This is a genomic window from Pseudomonas sp. S2_E02 (assembly GCF_054668355.1).
Map to the genome: position 1 here is coordinate 5,372,041 of NZ_CP162761.1, position 20,839 is coordinate 5,392,879.

Consider the following 20,839-nt stretch of genomic DNA (forward strand, 5'->3'; position numbering starts at 1 on the left):
AAACGCAGCTGATTTTTTACTCAAGGGATAGAACTGTCATGGATTACCGCGATTACGTACGGCCGAAATTCGTTGAATTGATGCAGGCCCTGGGCCTGGAGTGCCAGTTCCACAGAGCGCTGGGCAGTAAATTGTTTTACCGCGACCGCCAGGGCGAAGAGGTGACGGTTACTGACTTCCTCGGCGGTTACGGCGCCGCGCTGTATGGCCACAACGATCCGCAATTTGTCGATCAACTCGTCGACCTGCTGCGTGCCGATGTGCCGTTCAATGCGCAGATGTCGGTGCGCGGTGCGGCCGGTCAATTGGGGCGTGAGCTCAGTGAAGCGTTCAACCGTGAGCTGAACAACAGCGAACGCTACATTTCGACCTTCTCCAACAGTGGCGCAGAGTCGGTGGAAATCGCCGTCAAGCACGCCGAATACCGTCGTCAGAAAAACCTGCAAAAGCAATTCGACGAGCGTGATTTCGCCCTCGCCAATCTGGTTGCCAGCGACAAGGCTTACGTCGAACTGGACATCGACGATCTCGATTTGCCCGCCGGCCTGCTGCCGCAGAATCTATCCTGCGTCACCGTGCGCCAAGTGGCCGAAGCGGTGCGTCAGCACAACCTGGCGCAACTGCATGTCGAGCCGGTGTTCCTCGCTGTACGCGGCAGCTTCCACGGCAAACTGGTGAACACCGTTCAGTTGACCTATGGCAAGCAGTACCGCAAGCCGTTCGCCCGTTTCGGCCTCAACGTCGAGTTCATCGACCCGCAGCAACCCCAGCAATTGCAAGAGCTGCCGGCCCGCCACGTGCGTCACTGGCTGAGCCTGGAATGGAGCGGCGAAACCCTGCAGGTTCGCCGTGAGGCGTTCAGTGCGATCACCGCCGTATTACTTGAGCCGATTCAGGGCGAGGGCGGCATCAACGAGTTTGCCAATGAGTTTTATCTGGGCCTGCGGCGTCTGTGCAACGAGCAGCAATGCCCGCTGATCATCGACGAAGTGCAATCGGGTTTCGGCCGCACTGGCACCTTGCTTGGCGCCAGCCATTTCAACTTGCAGGGTGATTACTACTGCCTGTCGAAAGCGCTCGGCGGTGGCCTGATGAAAATCGCCGCGACGGTGATTCGCGCCAGCCACTACGAAAACGATTTCAGCTACATCCACAGTTCGACCTTTGCCGAAGATGACGCGTCCTGCCACATCGCCCTGTCGGCCTTGCGCCGTCTGTTCGAGAACGACAGCGCGATGCTCAAGGACGTGAACAAGAAGGGCGAGTACCTCAAGGCTTCGCTGCTGGAACTCAAAGCAGCGTACCCGGACGTCATCGCCGACGTGCGTGGGCGCGGCTTGCTGCTGGGCTTCGAACTGCACGACCTGACCGGCACCAGTTCACTGGTTCAGGCCTCGGCGCAGTACAACGATGCGCTGGGCTACATCATCGCCGGCTACCTGCTGCAATTCGAATCCCTGCGCGTGGCGCCGTCGGGCAGCAACGCCAATGTGATTCGACTGGAGCCGCCGGTGTGCATCACCTTCGAAGAAATCGACGGCTTGATCGGCTCCCTGCAGAAAGTCTGCGACATGTTGCGCCGCCGCGATGCCTTCCCGCTGGCCGCCGGGGTGTGTGCCGACAGCATCGCTGATGTACCGGCGCGTGAGGTCAGCTTCAAGGAGGCCGAAACCCGCCCAAAGTCTGATGAGAACGTGCGCGTGGTGGCCCGCGTGGCGTTCATCAACCATTTGATTGATTCGGACATGCTCAGCGACGTCGATCCTTCACTGTCGACCCTGAGCGCTGAACAGAAACGCGAGTTCATCAAACGCATGGCCCCCGAGCGCCGTGCCGCGCCAATCGGCCCGGTGCAGATTCGCTCGAAACTCGGCACCGCCGTGGAGTTCACCCTGTACCCGCTGTGCATGGATTCCGACGCCATGGCGGCGTACATCGCCAGCGGCGATCTGCAAACCATCCGCGAAGAAGTCGGCAACCGTATCAAGGATGCCCGCGCCGAAGGCTACAGCGTCGCCGGGCTGGGCATGTACACCTCGATCGTCACCAACAATTGCCAGGCGCTGCAGATTCCCGACATGGCGCTGACTTCCGGCAACGCGCTGACCATCGGCATGGGCCTGGAAGCCATCGAACAGGGCTGCAAACAGCAAGGCCTTGAGCTGGGCGAGCAGACCGCTGCAGTGGTCGGTGCCGCCGGCAACATCGCCTCGACCTACGCCTCGCTGCTGTCGACCAGCGTCGAGCACCTGATCCTCATCGGTAGCGGCCGCGACGGTTCCCTGCGTCGTCTGGAAAAAACCGCGCAACAGATTTACGCCGAAGCCGCCCGCGCGATTCTCAAGGGTGTCGCCGAACACGATCGCCTCGCCCGTCGCCTGCAGCAAATTGATGGAATCGATGCGCTGTTGCAGGCCCACGGCAGCAGTGCCGATCTGGGGCTGCGCGTAGCGAAACTGGTCGAAGAACGCTTGGGCGCGAGCGCCTTCATCACCGTCAGCAACGATCTTGATGTGCTGAAACAGGCGCGCATCGTGCTCTGCGCGGCGAACGCACCGCAGCCGTTTCTCTTTGCCGAACACTTCGCCGAAAACAGCGTGATCTGCGACATCGCCGTGCCGCTGAACGTTGACCAGAACCTCACTAGCCAGCGCTCCGACGTGCTCTACATGCACGGCGGCATCGTGCAGACGCCGCTGGGCGATGGCCTGGTGAAAAACGTTCGCGCCTATCTCAAACAGGGTCAGTTGTACGCGTGCATGGCCGAGTCGGTGCTGATGGGCCTGTCCGGGATGAAACAGCACTACTCCTATGGCGACATCAGCCGCGAGCAAGTGCAGCAGATTCGTGCACTGGCGGCGACTCACGGCTTCAGCCTCGCGCAGTTCAAAACCGACAACTCGCTTTAAGGAACGGTCATGCCGAATAAAGTAGCAGTGGTGACCGGTGGCAGTCGCGGCATCGGCCGGGCGATTGTCCAGACCCTGGCCGGGGCGGGTTATCAGATCGCGTTCAGTTACGTGCGCGATGAAGTCGCGGCGATGGCCTTGCGCGATGAGGTACAGGCGTTGGGCATCGATTGTCTGGCGTTGCAGTGCGATGTCAGCAGCGGCGACAGCATCAAGGCGTTTTTCGAACGGGTCGATCAGCATTTTCAGCGTATCGATCTGCTGGTCAACAACGCCGGCATCACCCGTGACGGCTTGCTCGCGACGATGTCGGCGCGCGACCTGGTCGAGGTGATCCAGACCAACCTGATTGGCACGATGCTCTGCTGTCAGCAGGTGGTGCCGGGCATGTTGCGCCAGCGCAGCGGTTGCATCGTCAACATCAGTTCGGTGGCGGCGCAGAAGCCCGGCAAAGGCCAAAGCAACTATGCCGCCGCCAAGGGCGGGGTCGAATCGCTGACCCGTGCCTTGGCGGTGGAGCTGGCGCCGCGCAACATTCGCGTCAACGCGGTCGCCCCGGGCATCGTCAAGACCGAGATGAGTACGGCGCTGATCGGCAGTCAGGAAGAAGAAATCCAGTCGCGTCTGTTGATCAAACGCTACGCCGAACCGGAAGAAATCGCCGAAGCGGTGCTGTACCTCGCCGATCGCGGTTTGTACCTGACCGGGGAGGTCCTGTCGGTCAACGGCGGGTTGAAAATGCCATGAGCCGGACCATTCTGATCACCGGTGCGGCCAAAGGCATCGGCCGCGCGGTTGCCGAGAACTTTGCCGCCGACGCCGACAATCGCCTGATCCTGCTGGATCTCGATCTGGCCGAACTGCAGCGCTGGGTCGATGAGCAACAGGAGCAAATCAAGGCGCGGGTCGAAACCCACGCGGCGAACATTGCCGACCTGCCGGCCATGGAGGCGTTCTTCAAGAAGCTCGGCTCGCAAGTCGAATACGTCGATGTGCTGGTCAACAGCGCCGGCATCTGCAACGAGAACGAACCGGAAGATCTGCACAACTGGCACAAGGTGATTTCGGTCAACCTCAATGGCACGTTCTACGTGACCTCGTTGTGTCTGGCGCTGATGCCCGACCGTGGGCGGATCATCAACATGTCGTCGATCCTCGGTCGTGCCGGCAAGGTGCGCAACACCGCGTACTGCGCGTCCAAACACGGCATCGTCGGCATGACCAAGGCGCTGGCGCTGGATCTCGCTTCGCGGCAGATCACCGTCAACGCGATTCTGCCAGCGTGGATCGATACGCCGATGTTGCAGGGTGAACTGGCGACGCAAGCGGCAATTGCCGGTTTGACCCAGGAGCAGATCGTGCGTAACGCGAAGAAGAAACTGCCGATGCGCCGTTTCATCCAGAGCGAAGAAGTGGCGGCGATGGTGCGTTACCTGGCCAGCCCCGAGGCTGGCGGGGTGACCGCGCAGAGTCTGGTGATCGATGGCGGTGTCGGGTTGGGAATGTAGCGATGCTTCGATTTCACAACAGTCACATTGTGGGTGCGGTGTGGGCGTGCATGGCTGCGCCCGCCGCGATGGCCGAATTTACCGTCGCTGATCTGAAGCCCGATTACGCCGACGGAGAAGTCGGCGTGGCCACGGCCATGCGTCTGCACGGCGACGATCAGGTCACGCAAAAAGCCGTGTATTTCAAAGCCAACCTGGAAGACAACTGGGAGGGCGGTTACTACAAGGCCAAGGGGCGCGTGCGTTACGACGCGCGCTATGACGGCAACAATCCGTACAGCGAACGGGCGCGCGACAAGTACCGTTTCGACGCTGATTGGCGGCACCTCTACGTCGGCCATTCGCTGGGTGACGGCGAAGTGACGGTGGGCTGGCAGCAAGTGGTCTGGGGCCGCGCGGATGAATTGCGCGTGCTCGATCAGATCAACCCGCTGGACTATCGCGACGGTCTGACGCCGCTGCTCGAAGACAGCCGCATCGCCGTGCCCATGGTGCGCTTTGCGCAACCGCTGGGCGAGTGGGAGCTGGAGGCGCTGTGGATCACTGACTTCGTGAAAAACCAGGCGCCGGTTGAGGGCAGTGAATTTGCCGCGCCACTGTTTGCTACGCCGGACCCGCAGTATTTCCTGCTCGACTCCAAGCCCGGCTATGACGGCGACAAAGGCTATTCCTATGGCCTGAGCGCCAACGGCCGGATCGGCGCGGTGGACACCAGTTTTGTCGCCTTGAGCGCGCGTCAGCAGGACCCGGTGTACGCGGTCGAAGGCCTCGCCGACGACGGCCGTACGCGGCTGGAACGGCAGTTTCCCCGTTACACCATGGGCGGTGCCGGGCTGGCGATCGACGCCGGGCACAGCATCGTGGTGCGCAGCGAGGTGGCGTATTTCGACAACTGGCGCGTGACCAATCCGACGCGTGCCTACGGTGCGGACAGCACGCCTATGGTCAAGTCACTGCTGGGTGTCGACTACCTGTTGCGCGACTGGCTGATCTCCGCGCAATGGCAGGAGCAGGTGTTGCTCGACTGGCAGGACGGCATGTTGCAGGACAAACGCGAACCGCTGTTCACCCTGTCGGCCGAAGGCACCCATTGGCAGGACCGTCTCAAGAGTCGTCTGGTCGCTGCTGCCTCACCACCGTTTCAGGACAACGCATTGCTGCAAGGCATCTTCACCTACAAGCCGGTGGACTACATCAAGCTCGGCCTGGAAGTGGATGTGTTCTTCGGCAAACCCGACAGGTCTTTTGGCGAGTACAGCAAGCGCGATCAAGTGCGGCTGTCGGCCGGTTATCTGTTCTGACCCATCACGCCTGCCGCGCTCGCGCAGGTGCACTCATCCAACGAAAAGGAAGTTGTTATGTTGCCGTTTTTGAAAAGTCTGACCACCGCCGCTTTGATCCTTGGCAGCGCCTGCGCCAGTGCCGCCGAGGCTGGCAATGCCGATGAGATCATCCGTCAGGTACGCGATCGCAATGACGGGAACAGCTTCATGTCCCAGGTTTCGCTGATCCTGCATGACAAGAAAGGTAATACCCGGGTTCGCGAGTTCACCTATCTGCAAAAGGATTACCCGGACAGCGACAAGTTCAGCATGTACTTTTCCGCGCCGACTGACGTCCGTGACGTGGCCTTCCACATCGAAAACCCGCACGAAACCCTCGGCCTGGAAGACAGCCAGTGGATGTACCTGCCAGTCAGCCGCCAGACCCGCCGCATCTCCACCACCGACAAGCGTGGCTCGTTCATGGGCAGTGAGTACTCGTACGCCGATCTGGACAAGATCCGCGTCAAGGATTACTCGCAGAAGCTCGTCGGCGAAGAACAGATCAAGGGCCGCGACTGCTACGTGATCGAGCGCGAACCGGCGTCCCCCGAAGTGCTGGCCAAGACTGGTTACAACAAGCTGAAGGTGTGGATCGACAAGCAGAACTTCCTGGTCATGCGTCAGGATTTCTTCGACGTCAAAGGCGTGCTGATCAAGCAGATGCGCACGCAGAAAGTCGCGACCATCGATTCGATCGACAGCATCGTGCTCAGTGAAACCGAGCACTTCATCGACGGCACGCGTTCGGAAATGCGCTTCAACCAGTTGCAGTACAACGTCTCTCTGGAAGACCGCCTCTTCACCCAGACCGCCATCAAACGCGGGCTGAAAACCGGTGACCTGCCGGACTTTGCCGTGTCTGCCCGCTAAGCGCCGACCCCGACGACCTGGAACCGCATGATCATGGAAAGATATCTGAATTTCGTCGAGCGCTATGCGCGGGCGATTGTTTTCCTGCTGGTGGCGATTACGGCGTATTTCACTTATACGCTGGGCGCGCTGGTGTCCGACACCAACCCTTATCTGCTCAAGGAAAGCCACCCGGCGCGCAAGACCATCATCGATTTGCAGGGTGAATTCACCGGCACGTTCGACTCGGTCATGGTGGCGCTGAACAACCCGCAAACGGTGTTCAACAAATCGACGCTCAACGCACTGTTTTCGATGTCGCAATCAGTGCGCAAGATGATTCTGGCCAACGATGCCGACAAGGAGCAGTTGGCGCAAATCGTCGCCCGGCATGCAGACGACAGCCGTGCGCAGTTGTTGACCCGGGACATTCTCGAGGATGGCTTTTCGCAGAACGATTACGCTAACGCCAAGGCCTTGCGTGATCATGCCCAGAGTCAAAACTGGGATTCCCATGATCAGCTGTTCCTGACCTTTCTCGCCGAGCGGATCAACCCGATCCGCGAAATGGCCTCGATGGGCGACCTGGAAAACATCGTCCTGACCGACGACGGCGAGCTGTTGATCCACAAAACCCTGAATGCCTATGACATGGACCCGGCGCTGGTCGAGTCGCAGATCATGGGCAACGAATTGATGGTCGACGGGGTGGTGTCCAAGGACAAGAAAGTCGCGATGCTGGTGGCCGAACTTGGCACCAAGCAGGACGACGCTCAGGCGCAATTGCGCGCCTATCAGATCGTGCGCGGCATCGTCGCGCAATATCAGGCCGAACACCCGGAGTACAAGGACGAAATCTTCATTGCCGGCATGCCGATCTTCATCGCCGCGCAGCAGGAGATCATCGATCATGACCTGGCCGTGCTGTTTCCGATCGTGTTTTTGCTGATTACCTTGCTGCTGATTTTCTTCTTCCGCAAACCACTGGGCGTGCTGCTGCCGCTGTTCAACATTCTGTTCTGCACCATCTGGACCTTGGGCCTGATGGCGCTGTTGCGGGTGCCGTTCGACCTGTTGACCAGTGTGCTGCCGGTGTTCCTCTTCACCATTTGCTGCTCCGATGCGATCCACGTGATGGCTGAATATTACGAGCAGAAAAACGCGGGCAAGAGCAATCGTGAGGCCAACCGTGAAACCCAGCGTCTGATGGTGGTGCCGGTGGTGTTGACGACCGTGACGACCATCGCCACGTTCATGATTTCCACCACCAACAACATTGTCAGCATCCGCAATTTCGGCGTGTTCATGTCGATCGGTCTGACGGCAGCGTTAATCATTTCGCTGCTGCTGATTCCGGCGTGGATCGCGATCTGGGGCAAGGATCAGCCGCAGCAGGCCAAGGCTGAAGTACACAAGGAATCGATCATCTCGCGGTATCTGGTGGCGTTCTGTGCCTGGATGATCCGCTTTCGCAAACCGATCCTGATGGTCATTCTGCCGCTGCTGGCACTGGCTACCGTGTTCACCTTCCGCGTCGATATCGAAGACTCCGGCATTGCTTACTTCAAGCCGGAAAGCCACATTCGCGTGTCGGATCAGTTCATCAACCACGCCAAAGTAGCGGGCACGGCGCCGGGCTGGATCGCGATCGACAGCAAAGAGCCGCGCGGCGTGCTGACCACCGAAGTGGTGCAGTTCATCGACAAGCTCGACCACTTCATCAAGCAGCAACCGAACGTCAGTTACGGCTACTCGCTGGCCACGTACGTCAAGCGCATGAACCTGGTGCTCAACGACATGAACCCGGAGTATCTGCGGGTGCCGAATGCCGTGGAGAAGGTCACCTCGGTCAATGACGACGGGCAGGTCGAGCAGTTTGAAGTGCCGGGCAATTCGCTGATCGAGCAGCACGTGATGCTGTTCGAAAACGGCGGCGGTTCGGACCTGAACAACGTGCTCAACGCCGATTTCTCCAAGGCCTTGACCCTGTACACCATGACCTCGTCCGTCGCCAGCGACTATCAGGGCATGCTCGATCGCCTCGATGCCTGGTTGCTGGTGAACAAACCGGCCAACCTGGAAGTGACCCACGCCGGCACGCCGTTGATCTGGACCGGGGTGTTGCAGGAAATCACTCAGGGCCAGGTGCTGAGTTTTTCCCTGGCCTTGCTGGTCGTCACGCTGATGATGATGTACTGGCTCAAATCGGTGCGCCTCGGTGTGCTCGGCATGCTGACCTTGCTGACCACGTCGGTGACGGTCTATGGCTTCATGTTCCTCTTCGGTATTGAGCTGAACATCGGCACGACGCTGGTGACGTTCCTGGTGGTCGGCGTGGTGGATTACGCGGTGCACCTGCTGTCGCGCATCAAGTTGCTGGTGCAGCAGGGCATTGAGATCGACGCGGCTATTTTGCAGGCGATGCACAGCGTTGGCCGCTCGACGGTGATCAACGTGGTGATCTTCTCCGTAGGCTTCATGGCGCTGCTGTTTTCCGACTTCAAGCCGATTGTCGATCTGGGTGCACTGGTGGCGATGGCGCTGTTTTCCAGCGGGGTCATGACCATTGTCCTGGTGACGCTGGTGTCACCGTGGTTCTTTGCGGCGATAGCACCGGTGCATGCGCCGGTTCAAGCGCTGCGCACAGAAGGGGAGGCGGTACCGGGCTGATTCGCCAACGACCGGGCGCGCCTGCCCTGAGACGACGGGCGAACCCGGTCATGCGGCGCAGCAGGGTTTTCAGTTCAGTGTATTGACCGGGTTTTTTTCGCCATAGCGGGCGATGCGCTCGAACTGACATTCCTGGCGGGCGTCGTTGAGGTTGTGTTCAAACGCCTCAAGGCCATCATGCAATTGCTGCAAATCGCCGATCTGGGTCACCAGTTCGGCTTTTTTTTCGGCAATGGCTCGTTGCGCCATGTCCCACGGGAATTCGTCGCCGCGGTAGTTGTTGAGGATCACCTGCAGCTCTTTGAGCTTGAAGCCCAGTTGCTGGGCGCACTTGATGAACGTCAACACTTCGACACTTTGTTGGCTGTAGATACGGTATTTGCCTTCACGCTTGGGCTCGGGCAACAGACCGATTTCTTCGTAATGGCGAATGCTTTTGACTGTGGTGCCCGACAGCTGGGCGGCTTTGCCGATATACATAAGGTCCGTCTCGATGGTCAAACATAGCGTAGCGCGATCGGGCGTCATGCCGGATCGGCGGCGATTATATGTCCAATATCATCTGAAAATGGCAACTGCGCGTAAATGACGTGCACAGGCGACGGACGGGCTCGTGGAGGAAGCCCGAAGAGGCACTGACGGCGACTTGTGCGCCGTCAGTTGAGGCGGCTGGAAAGCCTTAGACGGCGGCGGTCACGCGCGCCTGTTCCAGCCAGGCATCGCGCTGGTTTGGCTTGGAGCCAAGGATCGGCCCGAAGGTCAGGGTCTTCAGTGGCTTGATGCCGCAGAATTCCAGCGTGGTCTTGCGCATCTGATTCAGCCCCGGCATGCCGTAAATCCATTTGTAGTACCAGTACGGCGTGTCCATGGTCACCAGCAAATGCGCGGTGCGGCCTTTGAGCAGCTTGTCGGGGAAGGCTTTGCCTTCGCGGTATTTGAAGGCGAAACCCGGCAGGAAAATCCGGTCGACGAAGCCTTTCAACAGTGCCGGAATCCCGCCCCACCAGATCGGATAGACGAATGTCAGATGTTCAGCCCAGGTGATATCGGCCTGGGCTTGCAGCAGGTCCGGCTCCAGTGGTTGCACCTTGTTGTAGCCTTCGTGCAGGACCGGGTCGAACTCCAGCGCATCCAGACGCAGCAGCCGCACTTCATGCCCGGCGTCCTTGGCGGCCTGAACGTAAGTCTCACTCAATGCCCCGCAAAAGCTGTCGGTGGAGGGGTGACCCAGTATCACGAGCATTCGTTTGCTCATTGTGTGTACTCCTGAAATGAAGCTCACAGGATAGAGTCTGCCCCTAGCGGTAGAGTCAAGGCACCAGCGCATCAAACAAGGCCCGGGCGTAACCGGGCAGGTGGTCGAAGTCCCGTGCGCACAGTTGCAAGGTGCGATGCGCCCAGACTTCGTCCAGCGGCCGGCACGTTACCGAGTGCACCGCCGCCCAGCGCTCGATGGCCACCTTGGGCACGATAGCCAGCCCCGCACCTCGCGCCACCATGCGCATGACGCCCTCGAAGCCATCGGCACGGATCCGGATCGACATGCGCTGGCCGATGTGCAGCGCCTGTTCCTCCAGGTGAATCGCCAACGCGCTGTGGCTGCCAAGCGCTACGTAGTCGTGCGCCAGGGTTTCACCAAACGTCAGCGACGCCTGACTCGCCAAAACATGCTCAGGGGGCAGGATCAGCACCAATGGATCGTCGCGAAAGGGCCGGGTCTGCAGACCGTGGGTGTCGACCGCATCGGAGACGATCCCGAGGTCCGCCGCGCCTTGGCGCAAGGCATGGGTGATGCGCGCGCTGGGCAACTCCTGCAAGTCGATGTCGAGATTGGGATGATCGCGCAGGAAGTCCGCGAGTACTTCCGGCAGGTATTCGGTGATCGCCGTGGTGTTGCACAGCAAACGCACCTGACCTTTGACGCCTTGGGCATAGTCGGCCAGATCCTGCTGCAGGCGTTCGGCCTGTTGCAGGAGGATGCGCGCGTGCTGGGCCAACGCTTTACCGGCCGGCGTCGGGGTGACGCCACGACGGCCGCGTTCGAGGAAATCGATGCCGAGCGAGGCTTCCATTGCGCGGATTCTGGCGCTGGCGGCGGCCAGCGATAAATGGCTGCGGACGGCGCCAGCGGTGATGTTGCCGGTGTCGAGGATGTGCAGGTAGAGGCGCAGGTCGGTGAGGTCGAAGTGCATGAGGGTGGCCTCTGGTTTTAGGGTGTTCGGGCTGGCCCCTTCGCGAGCAAGCTCGCTCCCACAGGGAGTTGCGTACGACACACATCCAATGTGGGAGCGAGCCTGCTCGCGAATGGGCCAGAAGCCTCAATGGAATAATCAGCCTCTTGCTAAAAGAGAGGCACCATCAGTATATGGCAGATTTTCAGCCAACCCCGACTGGCGCACAGTAGCGCCATGAACACACTCGCGGACTTCTATCAAAACCTCGGTCTGGCCCTGTCCTTACTGGTCATCCTGACGTTCATCCTCGCCGGCCTGATCAAAGGCGTGATCGGCCTCGGCCTGCCCACCGTCGCCATGGGCTTGCTCGGTCTGGCTATGGCACCGTCGCAGGCAGCCGCGTTGCTGATCATCCCGGCAACACTGACCAATGTCTGGCAACTGGCATTCGGCGGGCACTTGAAAGGACTGAGCAAACGCCTCTGGCCGATGCTGCTGATGATTTTCCTCGGCAGCGGAATAGGCACGTTATCGATCGGCATGGCGGGCGGGCATTGGGTGGTGCGCGGGTTGGGCGCGGCGTTATTGCTCTATGCGTTGAGTGGTTTGTTTCTGCCAACGCTGAGCGTCAATCCGCGCCATGAAGGCTGGCTGGGTCCGGCGTGCGGTTTGATCACTGGCGTAATCACCTCGGCCACCGGCGTCTTCGTGATTCCGGCGGTGGCGTACCTGCAAGCGCTGGGCTTGAACCGCGATCAACTGGTGCAGGCACTGGGCCTGTCATTCACCGTTTCGACGCTGGCATTGGCCGCAGGATTGCTCTGGCGTGGCGCCCTCGGTGGCGGCGAACTGAGTGCTTCGCTGCTGGCGCTGATCCCGGCCATTCTCGGTATGTTGCTGGGCCAATGGCTGCGCGAACGCATCAGCGCCGTGCTGTTCAAGCGGGTGTTCTTTATCGGTATGGGCGCGCTTGGCGCCCATTTATTGATCAGCGGTTAGCCGAAGCTTCGCTGAGCATTTCAATCTGGCGGATATCAAAATCACGTTCCAGATAATCCATGCGCCGCTCAAAGAAAGCCTTCATATGCGGCAGGTTCGAGTGCACATCCAGATGCGCCTGCGACGCCCAGATCTCGTAGAAGATAAACAGCGTCGGATCTTCCTTATCACGCAGCATGTGGTACTCGACGCAACCTGGCTCGGCGCGGCTCGGTTCGACGTAGGCGCGAAACAGCGCTTCGAAAGCCTCGGATTGTTCCGGGCGGGTCTTGGCGTGCAGGATAAAACCCAAACGTTCACTCATCACAACGACTCCTCACATTCAGAATGCCGCGGATGTTATTGCAACAATCGGCGATGGATTCGTGCTTTTTGATCAAATGTATTTTGCGCGATCGGGCCTTATTCCGCGCGAGGCGGATCGTTAATCTGCCGCCATTCCAGTTTCCCTTCTCCATCCAGCCCAATGGCTGCGCCGAGGCTTTCTCATGAAAAAAGTGCTGTTGCTCAATGGCGGTAAAAAATTCGCCCACTCTGACGGTCGCTACAACGCCACTCTGCATGAAGCCGCGTTGAGCGTGCTGGATCGTGGCGGCTTCGATGTGAAAACCACCTTCATCGACGAGGGCTACGACGTTGCCGAAGAAGTGGCGAAATTTCTCTGGGCCGACGTGATCATTTATCAGATGCCGGGCTGGTGGATGGGCGCGCCATGGACGGTGAAAAAGTACCTCGACGAAGTCTTCACCGAGGGCCACGGCAGCCTCTACGCCAGCGATGGCCGCACCCGTTCCGATGCGTCGCAGAAGTACGGCAGCGGCGGTCTGATTCAGGGCAAGCAATACATGCTGTCGCTGACCTGGAACGCACCGCAGCAGGCCTTCGATGACCCGACTGATTTCTTTGAAGCCAAAGGCATCGACGCGGTGTACTTCCCATTCCACAAGGCCAACGAGTTTCTCGGTATGACCGGGTTGCCGACGTTCCTTTGTGTGGATGTGATGAAGCGGCCGAACATCGAGGCTGATGTGGCGCGTTACGAGCAGCATCTGACCGAGGTGTTTGGCCTCAAGGGCTGATGCTCGGCTACTATCGAAGGCCTGAGCCTGCGGAGCAGGCCAATCGATTTGAGGACACCCGTGAAAGCCAGATCCGATGAGTTGCAGATTTTCGTCTGCGTGATCGAATGCGGTTCGATTTCCGCTGCCGCCGAACAGGTCGGGCAAACGCCGTCGGCGGTCAGCCGCACGCTGTCGAAGCTGGAAGCCAAACTCGACACCACACTGATCAACCGCACCACGCGGCGCATGGATCTGACCGAAGAGGGCAAGTATTTCTTCGAGCAGGCCAAGCTGATTCTCGATCAGATGGATCAACTTGAAGAACGCCTGTCCTCGCGCCAGCAAACGCCGTCCGGGCGCCTGCGGATCAACGCCGCGTCACCGTTCATGCTCCACGCAGTGGTCCCGTACATCGACGAATTCCGCCGCCTCTATCCGGACATCCAGCTCGAACTCAACAGCAATGACCTGATCATTGACCTGCTGGAACAAAGCACCGACATCGCCATCCGTATCGGCACCCTCGCTGACTCGACGCTGCATGCGCGCTCGCTCGGTTGCAGTCCGCTGCTGATCGTCGCCAGTCCGGCTTACCTGAAAAAACATGGCGCGCCGCAGCAAGTCGCGGACTTGAGCGAACACACCTTGCTCGGCTTCACTCAGAACGAAGGCCTCAACCAATGGCCGCTGCGCTACGTGCACGGTGACCGCTGGCCGATCAACCCGGCGATCGGCGCCTCCAGCGGCGAGACCGTGCGCCATCTGGCGCTGGAAGGGCAGGGCATCGCCTGCCTGTCGCACTTCATGACCATCGATGACATTCGGGCCGGGCGCCTGAAAGTCTTGCTCGCTGAATTCAACAGCGGTTATCGCCAGCCGATCAACGCCGTGTACTACCGGAACTCGCAACTGGCGTTGCGCATTCAGTGTTTCCTCGACTTTATCCAGAGCAAACTCGCCGCTTACGCCAGCGCCGATTTCAAGGGCTGATTCGTGACCTCTGCGCAAGAGTGAATTGGTCGAGGGCGGGTTTTTCCTCGGACCCACAGGCCGATACTCGACCCATCACTTATTCACGCAGGGAGTTTCTCCATGAACGTATTCGTCACCGGCGCTGCCGGTTTTATCGGCGGCTCCATCGCTAGCGGTCTGGTCAAGGCCGGGCATCAAGTCACCGGTCTGGTGCGCAACCCTGAACAAGCGGCTGAGCTCAAGGCGCTGGGCATGACCCCGGTCATCGGCACCCTCGACGACAAAGCATTGCTCGCCGAACAGGCCCGTGCTGCCGACGCAGTAATCAACGCCGCCAGCAGCGACCATCGCGGCGCCGTCGAAGCGTTGCTCGATGCTTTGCGCGGTTCCAGCAAAGTGTTCCTGCACACCAGCGGTTCGAGCATCGTCGGCGATGCATCGGGCGGCAAGTCCAGCGATGTCATCTACTACGAAGACAACTTGCCAGAGCCGACTGTCGACAAAGCAGCGCGCGTGGCAATCGATAACCTGATCCTCGCAGCGGCGAACGACGGCGTGAACTCGGCGGTGATCTGCAACACGCTGATCTACGGCCACAGCCTGGGCGTTATCCGCGACAGCGTGCAATTGCCGCGTCTGCTCAAACAGGCGCGTAAAAGCGGTGTGGTGCGCCACGTTGGCACTGGCCAGAACATCTGGTCCAACGTGCACATCGAAGACGTCGTCGCCCTGTACCTGCTGGCGCTGACCAAGAACGTATCGGGTACTTTCTACTTCGTCGAAAGCGGCGAAGCATCGTTCATCGACATGACCACCGCCATGGCCGAAGCCCTGAACCTGGGTCAACCGCAAGACTGGCCGTTGCAAGACGCCGAAGCCGAATGGGGCTACGAAATGGCCAACTACGGCCTCGGTTCCAACAGCCGCGTACGCGGCAAACACGCCCGCGAACTGCTGGGCTGGGCACCGAAACGCACGTCGGTGGTTGAATGGATTCGTAACGAAATGGTGTGATCCGTACGCTACGTCCCACAGGTTTTGCGCATTCTGTCTGGAAGAGTGCGATCAAAACTGTGGGAGCGAGCCTGCTCGCGAAAGCGGTCATTCAGCCAATGATGATATTGACTGTTACGACGCAATCGCGAGCAGGCTCACTCCTACAGGGGGCTGTGTTGGCTGTAAAAGTATGTAAATCCCGCCCCGAAATTTTCATTAGTCACGACAAGACATATCCATTAGCGACACGTCTTGCCTCTCCACGAAAATTACTTTCATGCGGTTTGAAATCTCGATCTCGAAATGATTTATGAGTTTCACAACCCATTCGAACGTGACCCTTTCGAGGAGTACCGCATGACGCCTTCCTTCGGCTATTGGCTGCTGGTCTATGCCGCCGTCGCCATCATTGCGCTGATCGTGTTGATCGCCCGTTACCGGCTCAACCCGTTCATCGTAATCACCCTGATTTCCATTGGTCTTGCGCTGGTCGCGGGGATGCCGCCGTCGGGTGTGGTAGGGGCGTATGAGGCCGGGGTAGGCAAGACGCTGGGGCATATTGCGCTGGTGGTCGCGTTGGGGACGATGCTCGGCAAGATGATGGCCGAGTCCGGCGGCGCCGAGCAGATGGCGCGTACGCTGATCGACAAGTTTGGCGAGAAGAACGCGCACTGGGCGATGGTCTGCATCGCCTTTTTGGTCGGGCTGCCGCTGTTCTTCGAAGTCGGTTTTGTGTTGCTGGTGCCGATTGCCTTTACCGTGGCACGTCGCGTCGGCGTGTCGATTCTGATGGTCGGCCTGCCGATGGTCGCCGGCCTGTCGGTGGTGCATGCGCTGGTGCCGCCGCACCCGGCGGCGATGCTCGCGGTGCAGGCTTATCAGGCATCGGTCGGGCAGACGTTGCTGTATGCGATCGCCATCGGCATTCCGACCGCAATCATTGCCGGTCCGCTGTACGCCAAATTCATCGTGCCGCGCATTCAATTGCCGGCGGATAACCCGCTGGAAAAACAATTTCTCGACCGCGAACCGCGCGACAAACTGCCGGGTTTCGGCATCACCATGGCGACCATTCTGTTGCCGGTGGTGCTGATGCTGATCGGCGGCTGGGCCAACCTGATTTCTACCCCGGGCAGCGGTTTCAATCAGTTTCTGTTGTTCATCGGCAACTCGGTGATTGCGCTGCTGCTGGCGACTTTGTTGAGCTTCTGGACGCTGGGTATCGCCCAGGGTTTCAACCGTGAATCGATTCTGAAATTCACCAACGAATGTCTGGCACCTACCGCCAGTATCACCCTGCTGGTCGGTGCTGGCGGTGGCTTGAACCGCATTCTGGTGGAGGCTGGCGTCACCGATCAGATTGTCGGTCTCGCCCACGAATTCCACCTGTCGCCGCTGATCATGGGCTGGTTGTTCGCGGCGTTAATGCGCGTCGCCACCGGTTCCGCGACCGTGGCCATGACCACCGCATCCGGCGTGGTCGCACCAGTGGCCATTGGTCTGGGTTATCCACACCCTGAACTGTTGGTGCTGGCGACCGGCGCTGGCTCGGTTATCTTTTCCCACGTCAACGACGGCGGCTTCTGGTTGATCAAGGAATACTTCAACATGACGGTCGCGCAGACGTTCAAGACCTGGACCGTGCTCGAGACGTTGATCTCGCTGGTCGCGTTCGGCCTGACCGTCGGCCTCTCTTACCTGCTGTAACCGGAGCCCGCCGCCCATGGACATCCTCTACCAGATCCGCGCCCGCCAGGATTCCTTCAGCGCCGGCGAAGGTCGCATCGCCCGGCTGATGCTCGACGACGTCGGTTTTGCCGCCAGCGCCAGCCTCGAAGACCTCGCGCAACGCGCCGAAGTCAGCACCGCCACGCTGTCGCGTTTTGCCCGCACCGTGGGCTGCCGCGACCTGCGTGATCTGCGCCTGCAACTGGCTCAGGCCAGCGGCGTCGGCAGCCGTTTTCTCGACCCGGCGGGCACGCCTGAGCAGTCGGCGTTTTACGGGCAGATCGTCGGCGACATTGAATCCACGCTGCGCCAGCACCTGGCCGGATTCGACGAATCGCGCTTTGCCGATGCGGTGAAAATGCTCGGTCAGGCACGGATGATTCACGCCTTCGGCATGGGCGGTTGCTCGACCCTGTGCAGCGACGAATTGCAGGTACGCCTGGTGCGCCTCGGCTACCCGATTGCCGTGTGCCATGACGCGGTAATGATGCGCGTCACCGCCGCCAGCCTCAACGCCGAGCAAGTACTCATCGTCTGTTCGCTGACTGGCATCACCCCGGAATTGCTCGAGACTGTCGAACTGGCGCGCAACTACGGCGCACGCATTCTGGCGATCACCCGCGCCGACTCGCCACTGGCGCAATTGGCCGACATCGTCCTGCCGCTGCAAGGCGCAGAAACCTCGTTCATCTACAAACCGACGGCGGCCCGCTACGGCATGCTGCTCGCCATCGATGTGCTGGCGACCGAGCTGGCACTGGCCAATCCTGAAGACAATCAAGAACGTCTGCGGCGGATCAAACTCGCCCTCGACGAATACCGTGGCGGCGACGATCACCTGCCGCTGGGAGACTGACATGCTGTACGACACGCTGATTCGCAACGCCCTGATCATCGATGGCAGCAACATGCCCGGTTACCGCGCCGACGTGGCGATCCGTGAGGGCCGCATCGAGCGTATCGGTGACTTGCACAACGTCACGGCAACCGAAGAAATCGACGCCGCTGGCCGCGTGCTGGCGCCGGGTTTCATCGATGTGCACACCCACGACGACACGGTGGTGATTCGTCAGCCAGAGATGCTGCCCAAGCTCAGCCAAGGCGTGACCACGGTGATTGTCGGCAACTGCGGGATCAGCGCTTCGCCCGTGACATTGAAGGGCAATCCACCGGATCCGATGAACCTGCTCGGCACAGCGGCGGCATTCGTTTATCCACGCTTCAGCGATTACCGCGCGGCGGTGGAAGCGGCCAATACCACGCTGAACGTGGCGGCACTGATCGGCCACACGGCGCTGCGCAGCAATCATCTGGATGATTTGTTCCGTACCGCGACGCCAGAAGAAATCGCCGCGATGCGCGAGCAGTTACGCGAAAGCCTTGAGGCTGGTGCGTTGGGTTTATCCACAGGTCTGGCGTACGCCAGCGCCTACAACGCCTCCACCGATGAAGTGATGCAACTGACCGAAGAACTGACGGCATTCGGCGCGGTGTACACCACGCACCTGCGCAGCGAATTCGAACCGGTGCTGGAGGCGATGGAAGAAGCGTTCAGCATTGGCCGTCACTCGCGTTCACCGGTGATTATTTCCCACCTCAAGTGTGCTGGCGTCGGCAACTGGGGGCGCAGTCCGCAATTGCTCGCCTCATTGGAAGAGGCCGCTAAAACCCAGCACGTGGGGTGCGACTGCTATCCCTATGCGGCGAGTTCTTCGACGCTGGACCTGAAGCAAGTCACCGACGCGCATCGCATCACCATCACCTGGTCGACGCCGCACCCGGAAGTCAGCGGTCGCGACCTGATCGACATCGCCGCCGAATGGAATCTGCCGCTGCTCGATGCCGCCAAACGCCTGCAACCGGCCGGCGCGGTGTACTACGGCATGGACGAGGCGGATGTACGAAGAATCCTCGCCCACCCGTTGTCGATGGTCGGGTCTGACGGACTGCCGGAAGACCCGTTCCCGCATCCGCGCCTGTGGGGCGCTTTCCCACGGGTGCTCGGACATTTCAGTCGTGACGTCGGGCTTTTCCCGCTGCACACCGCCGTGCACAAGATGACCGGATTGTCGGCGGCGCGATTTGGTTTGAAGGAACGCGGTGAGATTCGTGAAGGCTATTGGGCGGATCTGGTGCTGTTCGATCCGGCGACCGTGCGTGATGTCGCGGACTTCAGTGATCCGCAGCGGGCTGCGCAGGGGATTGATGGGGTTTGGATCAATGGCGTGTTGAGTTACCGCGATGGACAGGCGAATGGCAGGAGAGAAGGGCGTTTTCTGGCACGCGAAGGTGATTTGCGCCAAGGGTTTCATTGATTCTGATGGCGCCACGTCTCATGGTGGCACTCTGAGATTAAAGAAAGTCATCAACAGGCCGAATTGCTGACATCCACCCCGTCTACACTGTCGGGCCAACCAGTCAGGGAGCACCCCATGAGCTTCGGCAAAACCACCCCGATCCTGCGGATCTTCGATGAAGCCAAAGCTGTCGAGTTCTACGTCGATTTTCTGGGTTTCAAGATCGACTGGCAGCATCGCTTCGAGGCGAATTTTCCGTTGTATCTGCAGGTGTCGCGTGGCGAGTGTGTGCTGCATTTGTCCGAGCATCATGGCGACGCGTGTCCGGGTTCGGCGCTGCGGATCGAGACGGATGAGCTGGAGGCGTTTCAGCAGCAGTTGGAGGCCAAGGATTACAAGTTTTCGCATCCGGGTATTCAGGCGATGCCGTGGGGGAGCCAGGACATGACGATCGTTGATCCGTTTGGTAATCGGTTGGTGTTTACCAACGCGATTTGTCTCTGAACTGAACAGCCCCTCACCCTAGCCCTCTCCCGGAGGGAGAGGGGACCGATTCGGGGATGCTTGAGAGATGCACCGACCTGAACCTGCTCGGTCGAATCCATAATCAACTCGGTCATTCAGGTCGATGTCTAGCGCCAGACAACTCGGTCGGCCCCCTCTCCCTATGGGAGAGGGCTGGGGTGAGGGGAAAATGGCACACCGCAAAAAGAAGCCCGCCACCTAACCATCACAGTTGGGGCAGCGGGCTTTTTTCGTTACTCGGTCGGCACTAACCTGTCCAACACGCGATTGACGGCCATTTCCGCCACCATCACCACTTGCGCAATACCCTGCAGCGTCTTGCGGTGTGTGCCTTCAACCTGCGCGGCATGGTTGTTGAGCATGACGGTCGCCGAGCCAAGCGTTTCGCTGGCGTCGGCCAGCAGGGATTCGGTGCCTGCCTCGGGATTGGCCATGTACAGCGTGTTGGGGGAGTAGGGCGTTGCCATGAGGTCGGCGTTCGTCGGACCGAGGTAGTGGTCGAGCGCGCGCTCGGCGGCTTCGTGGAATTTCTTTGAATCGGCGGATTCGTAGGGGGAGGCCGGGTCGGTGACCGGCGGGTTTGGCGTTATCTTGAACATAGCTGTGTTCCCTTTGTTGAGCGGCAACCCTTTGGCTACTAAACGAAAGGGTGGCAGCTGCACGCAGGTTAGTAGACCGGGGAACTCAGCTAAAAGCCGGCGCGCCGAAGCGCCCTGCGTACAGCCACCATCAAGCTCAGGTACGCGAGTACCTGTGATGAATGTACGACCAGCAGAATTACCGCCGGGCTACTAAACCCGATCACTGGGAATCAGTGACGCAATCA

At 59.9% G+C, this 20,839-nt stretch carries 19 protein-coding genes; 14 read left to right on the forward strand and 5 right to left on the reverse strand.

Going from position 1 to position 20,839, the window contains the following annotated elements; translation table 11 throughout:
- The first annotated feature begins 38 nt into the window (after positions 1–38).
- From AB4O01_RS24010 to AB4O01_RS24035, 6 genes are read left to right on the forward strand one after another with little or no spacing between them, the layout of a single operon-like run.
- Positions 39–2,909 carry an aminotransferase class III-fold pyridoxal phosphate-dependent enzyme gene (locus AB4O01_RS24010; protein WP_460089806.1) on the forward strand — a complete coding sequence of 957 codons (2,871 nt, stop codon included), beginning with the start codon at positions 39–41 and terminating at the stop codon, positions 2,907–2,909.
- 9 nt (positions 2,910–2,918) lie between these two features.
- The gene (locus AB4O01_RS24015) at positions 2,919–3,656 is read left to right on the forward strand and encodes a 3-oxoacyl-ACP reductase family protein (RefSeq protein ID WP_093442345.1); all 738 of its coding nucleotides are present in this window, start codon (positions 2,919–2,921) and stop codon (positions 3,654–3,656) included.
- Positions 3,653–4,417, forward strand: coding sequence for an SDR family NAD(P)-dependent oxidoreductase (locus AB4O01_RS24020; protein ID WP_212623043.1), 765 nt, complete (start codon positions 3,653–3,655; stop codon positions 4,415–4,417). The genes AB4O01_RS24015 and AB4O01_RS24020 overlap by 4 nt, the downstream gene beginning before the upstream one ends.
- Positions 4,418–4,419: 2 nt before the next feature.
- Positions 4,420–5,718 carry a DUF1302 domain-containing protein gene (locus AB4O01_RS24025; protein ID WP_460089809.1) on the forward strand — a complete coding sequence of 433 codons (1,299 nt, stop codon included), beginning with the start codon at positions 4,420–4,422 and terminating at the stop codon, positions 5,716–5,718.
- A gap of 57 nt (positions 5,719–5,775) precedes the next feature.
- Complete coding sequence (locus AB4O01_RS24030; protein ID WP_093442334.1) at positions 5,776–6,612, forward strand: outer membrane lipoprotein-sorting protein; 837 nt, start codon at positions 5,776–5,778, stop codon at positions 6,610–6,612.
- Positions 6,613–6,645: 33 nt separating this feature from the next.
- On the forward strand, positions 6,646–9,261 hold the full coding sequence (locus AB4O01_RS24035) for an efflux RND transporter permease subunit (RefSeq protein ID WP_460089810.1): 2,616 nt from the start codon (positions 6,646–6,648) through the stop codon (positions 9,259–9,261).
- Between the two features lie 69 nt (positions 9,262–9,330).
- On the opposite strand, the gene AB4O01_RS24040 is transcribed toward AB4O01_RS24035, so the two are convergent.
- The 3 genes from AB4O01_RS24040 to AB4O01_RS24050 all read right to left on the reverse strand — a co-directional run bounded on the left by AB4O01_RS24040 (position 9,331) and on the right by AB4O01_RS24050 (position 11,453).
- Complete coding sequence (locus AB4O01_RS24040) at positions 9,331–9,741, reverse strand: MerR family transcriptional regulator (protein ID WP_034154373.1); 411 nt, start codon at positions 9,739–9,741, stop codon at positions 9,331–9,333.
- A gap of 199 nt (positions 9,742–9,940) precedes the next feature.
- Entirely contained in the window at positions 9,941–10,516 is a 576-nt protein-coding gene (locus tag AB4O01_RS24045) for an NAD(P)H-dependent oxidoreductase (protein WP_137218889.1), read from the reverse strand.
- Positions 10,517–10,571: 55 nt separating this feature from the next.
- A complete protein-coding gene (locus AB4O01_RS24050; protein ID WP_093442329.1) occupies positions 10,572–11,453 on the reverse strand; it encodes a LysR substrate-binding domain-containing protein in 882 nt (293 codons plus the stop codon).
- Positions 11,454–11,669: 216 nt separating this feature from the next.
- On the opposite strand from AB4O01_RS24050, the gene AB4O01_RS24055 reads away from it, so the two are divergent.
- Positions 11,670–12,434 carry a sulfite exporter TauE/SafE family protein gene (locus tag AB4O01_RS24055; RefSeq protein ID WP_460089812.1) on the forward strand — a complete coding sequence of 255 codons (765 nt, stop codon included), beginning with the start codon at positions 11,670–11,672 and terminating at the stop codon, positions 12,432–12,434.
- Here the strand turns inward: AB4O01_RS24055 and AB4O01_RS24060 are convergent.
- Complete coding sequence (locus AB4O01_RS24060) at positions 12,424–12,738, reverse strand: putative quinol monooxygenase (RefSeq protein WP_460089814.1); 315 nt, start codon at positions 12,736–12,738, stop codon at positions 12,424–12,426. The two genes, AB4O01_RS24055 and AB4O01_RS24060, sit on opposite strands and share 11 nt — an antisense overlap.
- A 184-nt stretch (positions 12,739–12,922) precedes the next feature.
- Between AB4O01_RS24060 and AB4O01_RS24065 the strand changes: the two genes are divergently transcribed.
- The 7 genes from AB4O01_RS24065 to AB4O01_RS24095 all read left to right on the forward strand — a co-directional run bounded on the left by AB4O01_RS24065 (position 12,923) and on the right by AB4O01_RS24095 (position 19,992).
- The gene (locus AB4O01_RS24065) at positions 12,923–13,513 is read left to right on the forward strand and encodes an NAD(P)H-dependent oxidoreductase (protein WP_460089816.1); all 591 of its coding nucleotides are present in this window, start codon (positions 12,923–12,925) and stop codon (positions 13,511–13,513) included.
- Between the two features lie 60 nt (positions 13,514–13,573).
- Positions 13,574–14,485, forward strand: coding sequence for a LysR family transcriptional regulator (locus tag AB4O01_RS24070; RefSeq protein ID WP_116256485.1), 912 nt, complete (start codon positions 13,574–13,576; stop codon positions 14,483–14,485).
- 102 nt (positions 14,486–14,587) lie between these two features.
- Positions 14,588–15,481: an NAD-dependent epimerase/dehydratase family protein gene (locus AB4O01_RS24075; RefSeq protein WP_460089818.1), complete on the forward strand. Its 894-nt coding sequence runs from the start codon at positions 14,588–14,590 to the stop codon at positions 15,479–15,481.
- Between the two features lie 339 nt (positions 15,482–15,820).
- A complete protein-coding gene (locus AB4O01_RS24080; protein ID WP_116256499.1) occupies positions 15,821–17,170 on the forward strand; it encodes a GntP family permease in 1,350 nt (449 codons plus the stop codon).
- Positions 17,171–17,186: 16 nt separating this feature from the next.
- Complete coding sequence (locus tag AB4O01_RS24085) at positions 17,187–18,047, forward strand: MurR/RpiR family transcriptional regulator (RefSeq protein ID WP_186623020.1); 861 nt, start codon at positions 17,187–17,189, stop codon at positions 18,045–18,047.
- Between the two features lies 1 nt (position 18,048).
- Entirely contained in the window at positions 18,049–19,506 is a 1,458-nt protein-coding gene (locus tag AB4O01_RS24090) for an N-acyl-D-amino-acid deacylase family protein (protein ID WP_460089819.1), read from the forward strand.
- 117 nt (positions 19,507–19,623) lie between these two features.
- Complete coding sequence (locus tag AB4O01_RS24095; protein WP_038357449.1) at positions 19,624–19,992, forward strand: glyoxalase superfamily protein; 369 nt, start codon at positions 19,624–19,626, stop codon at positions 19,990–19,992.
- Between the two features lie 254 nt (positions 19,993–20,246).
- On the opposite strand, the gene AB4O01_RS24100 is transcribed toward AB4O01_RS24095, so the two are convergent.
- The gene (locus AB4O01_RS24100) at positions 20,247–20,612 is read right to left on the reverse strand and encodes a DUF6124 family protein (protein WP_099757938.1); all 366 of its coding nucleotides are present in this window, start codon (positions 20,610–20,612) and stop codon (positions 20,247–20,249) included.
- Positions 20,613–20,839: the final 227 nt, after the last annotated feature.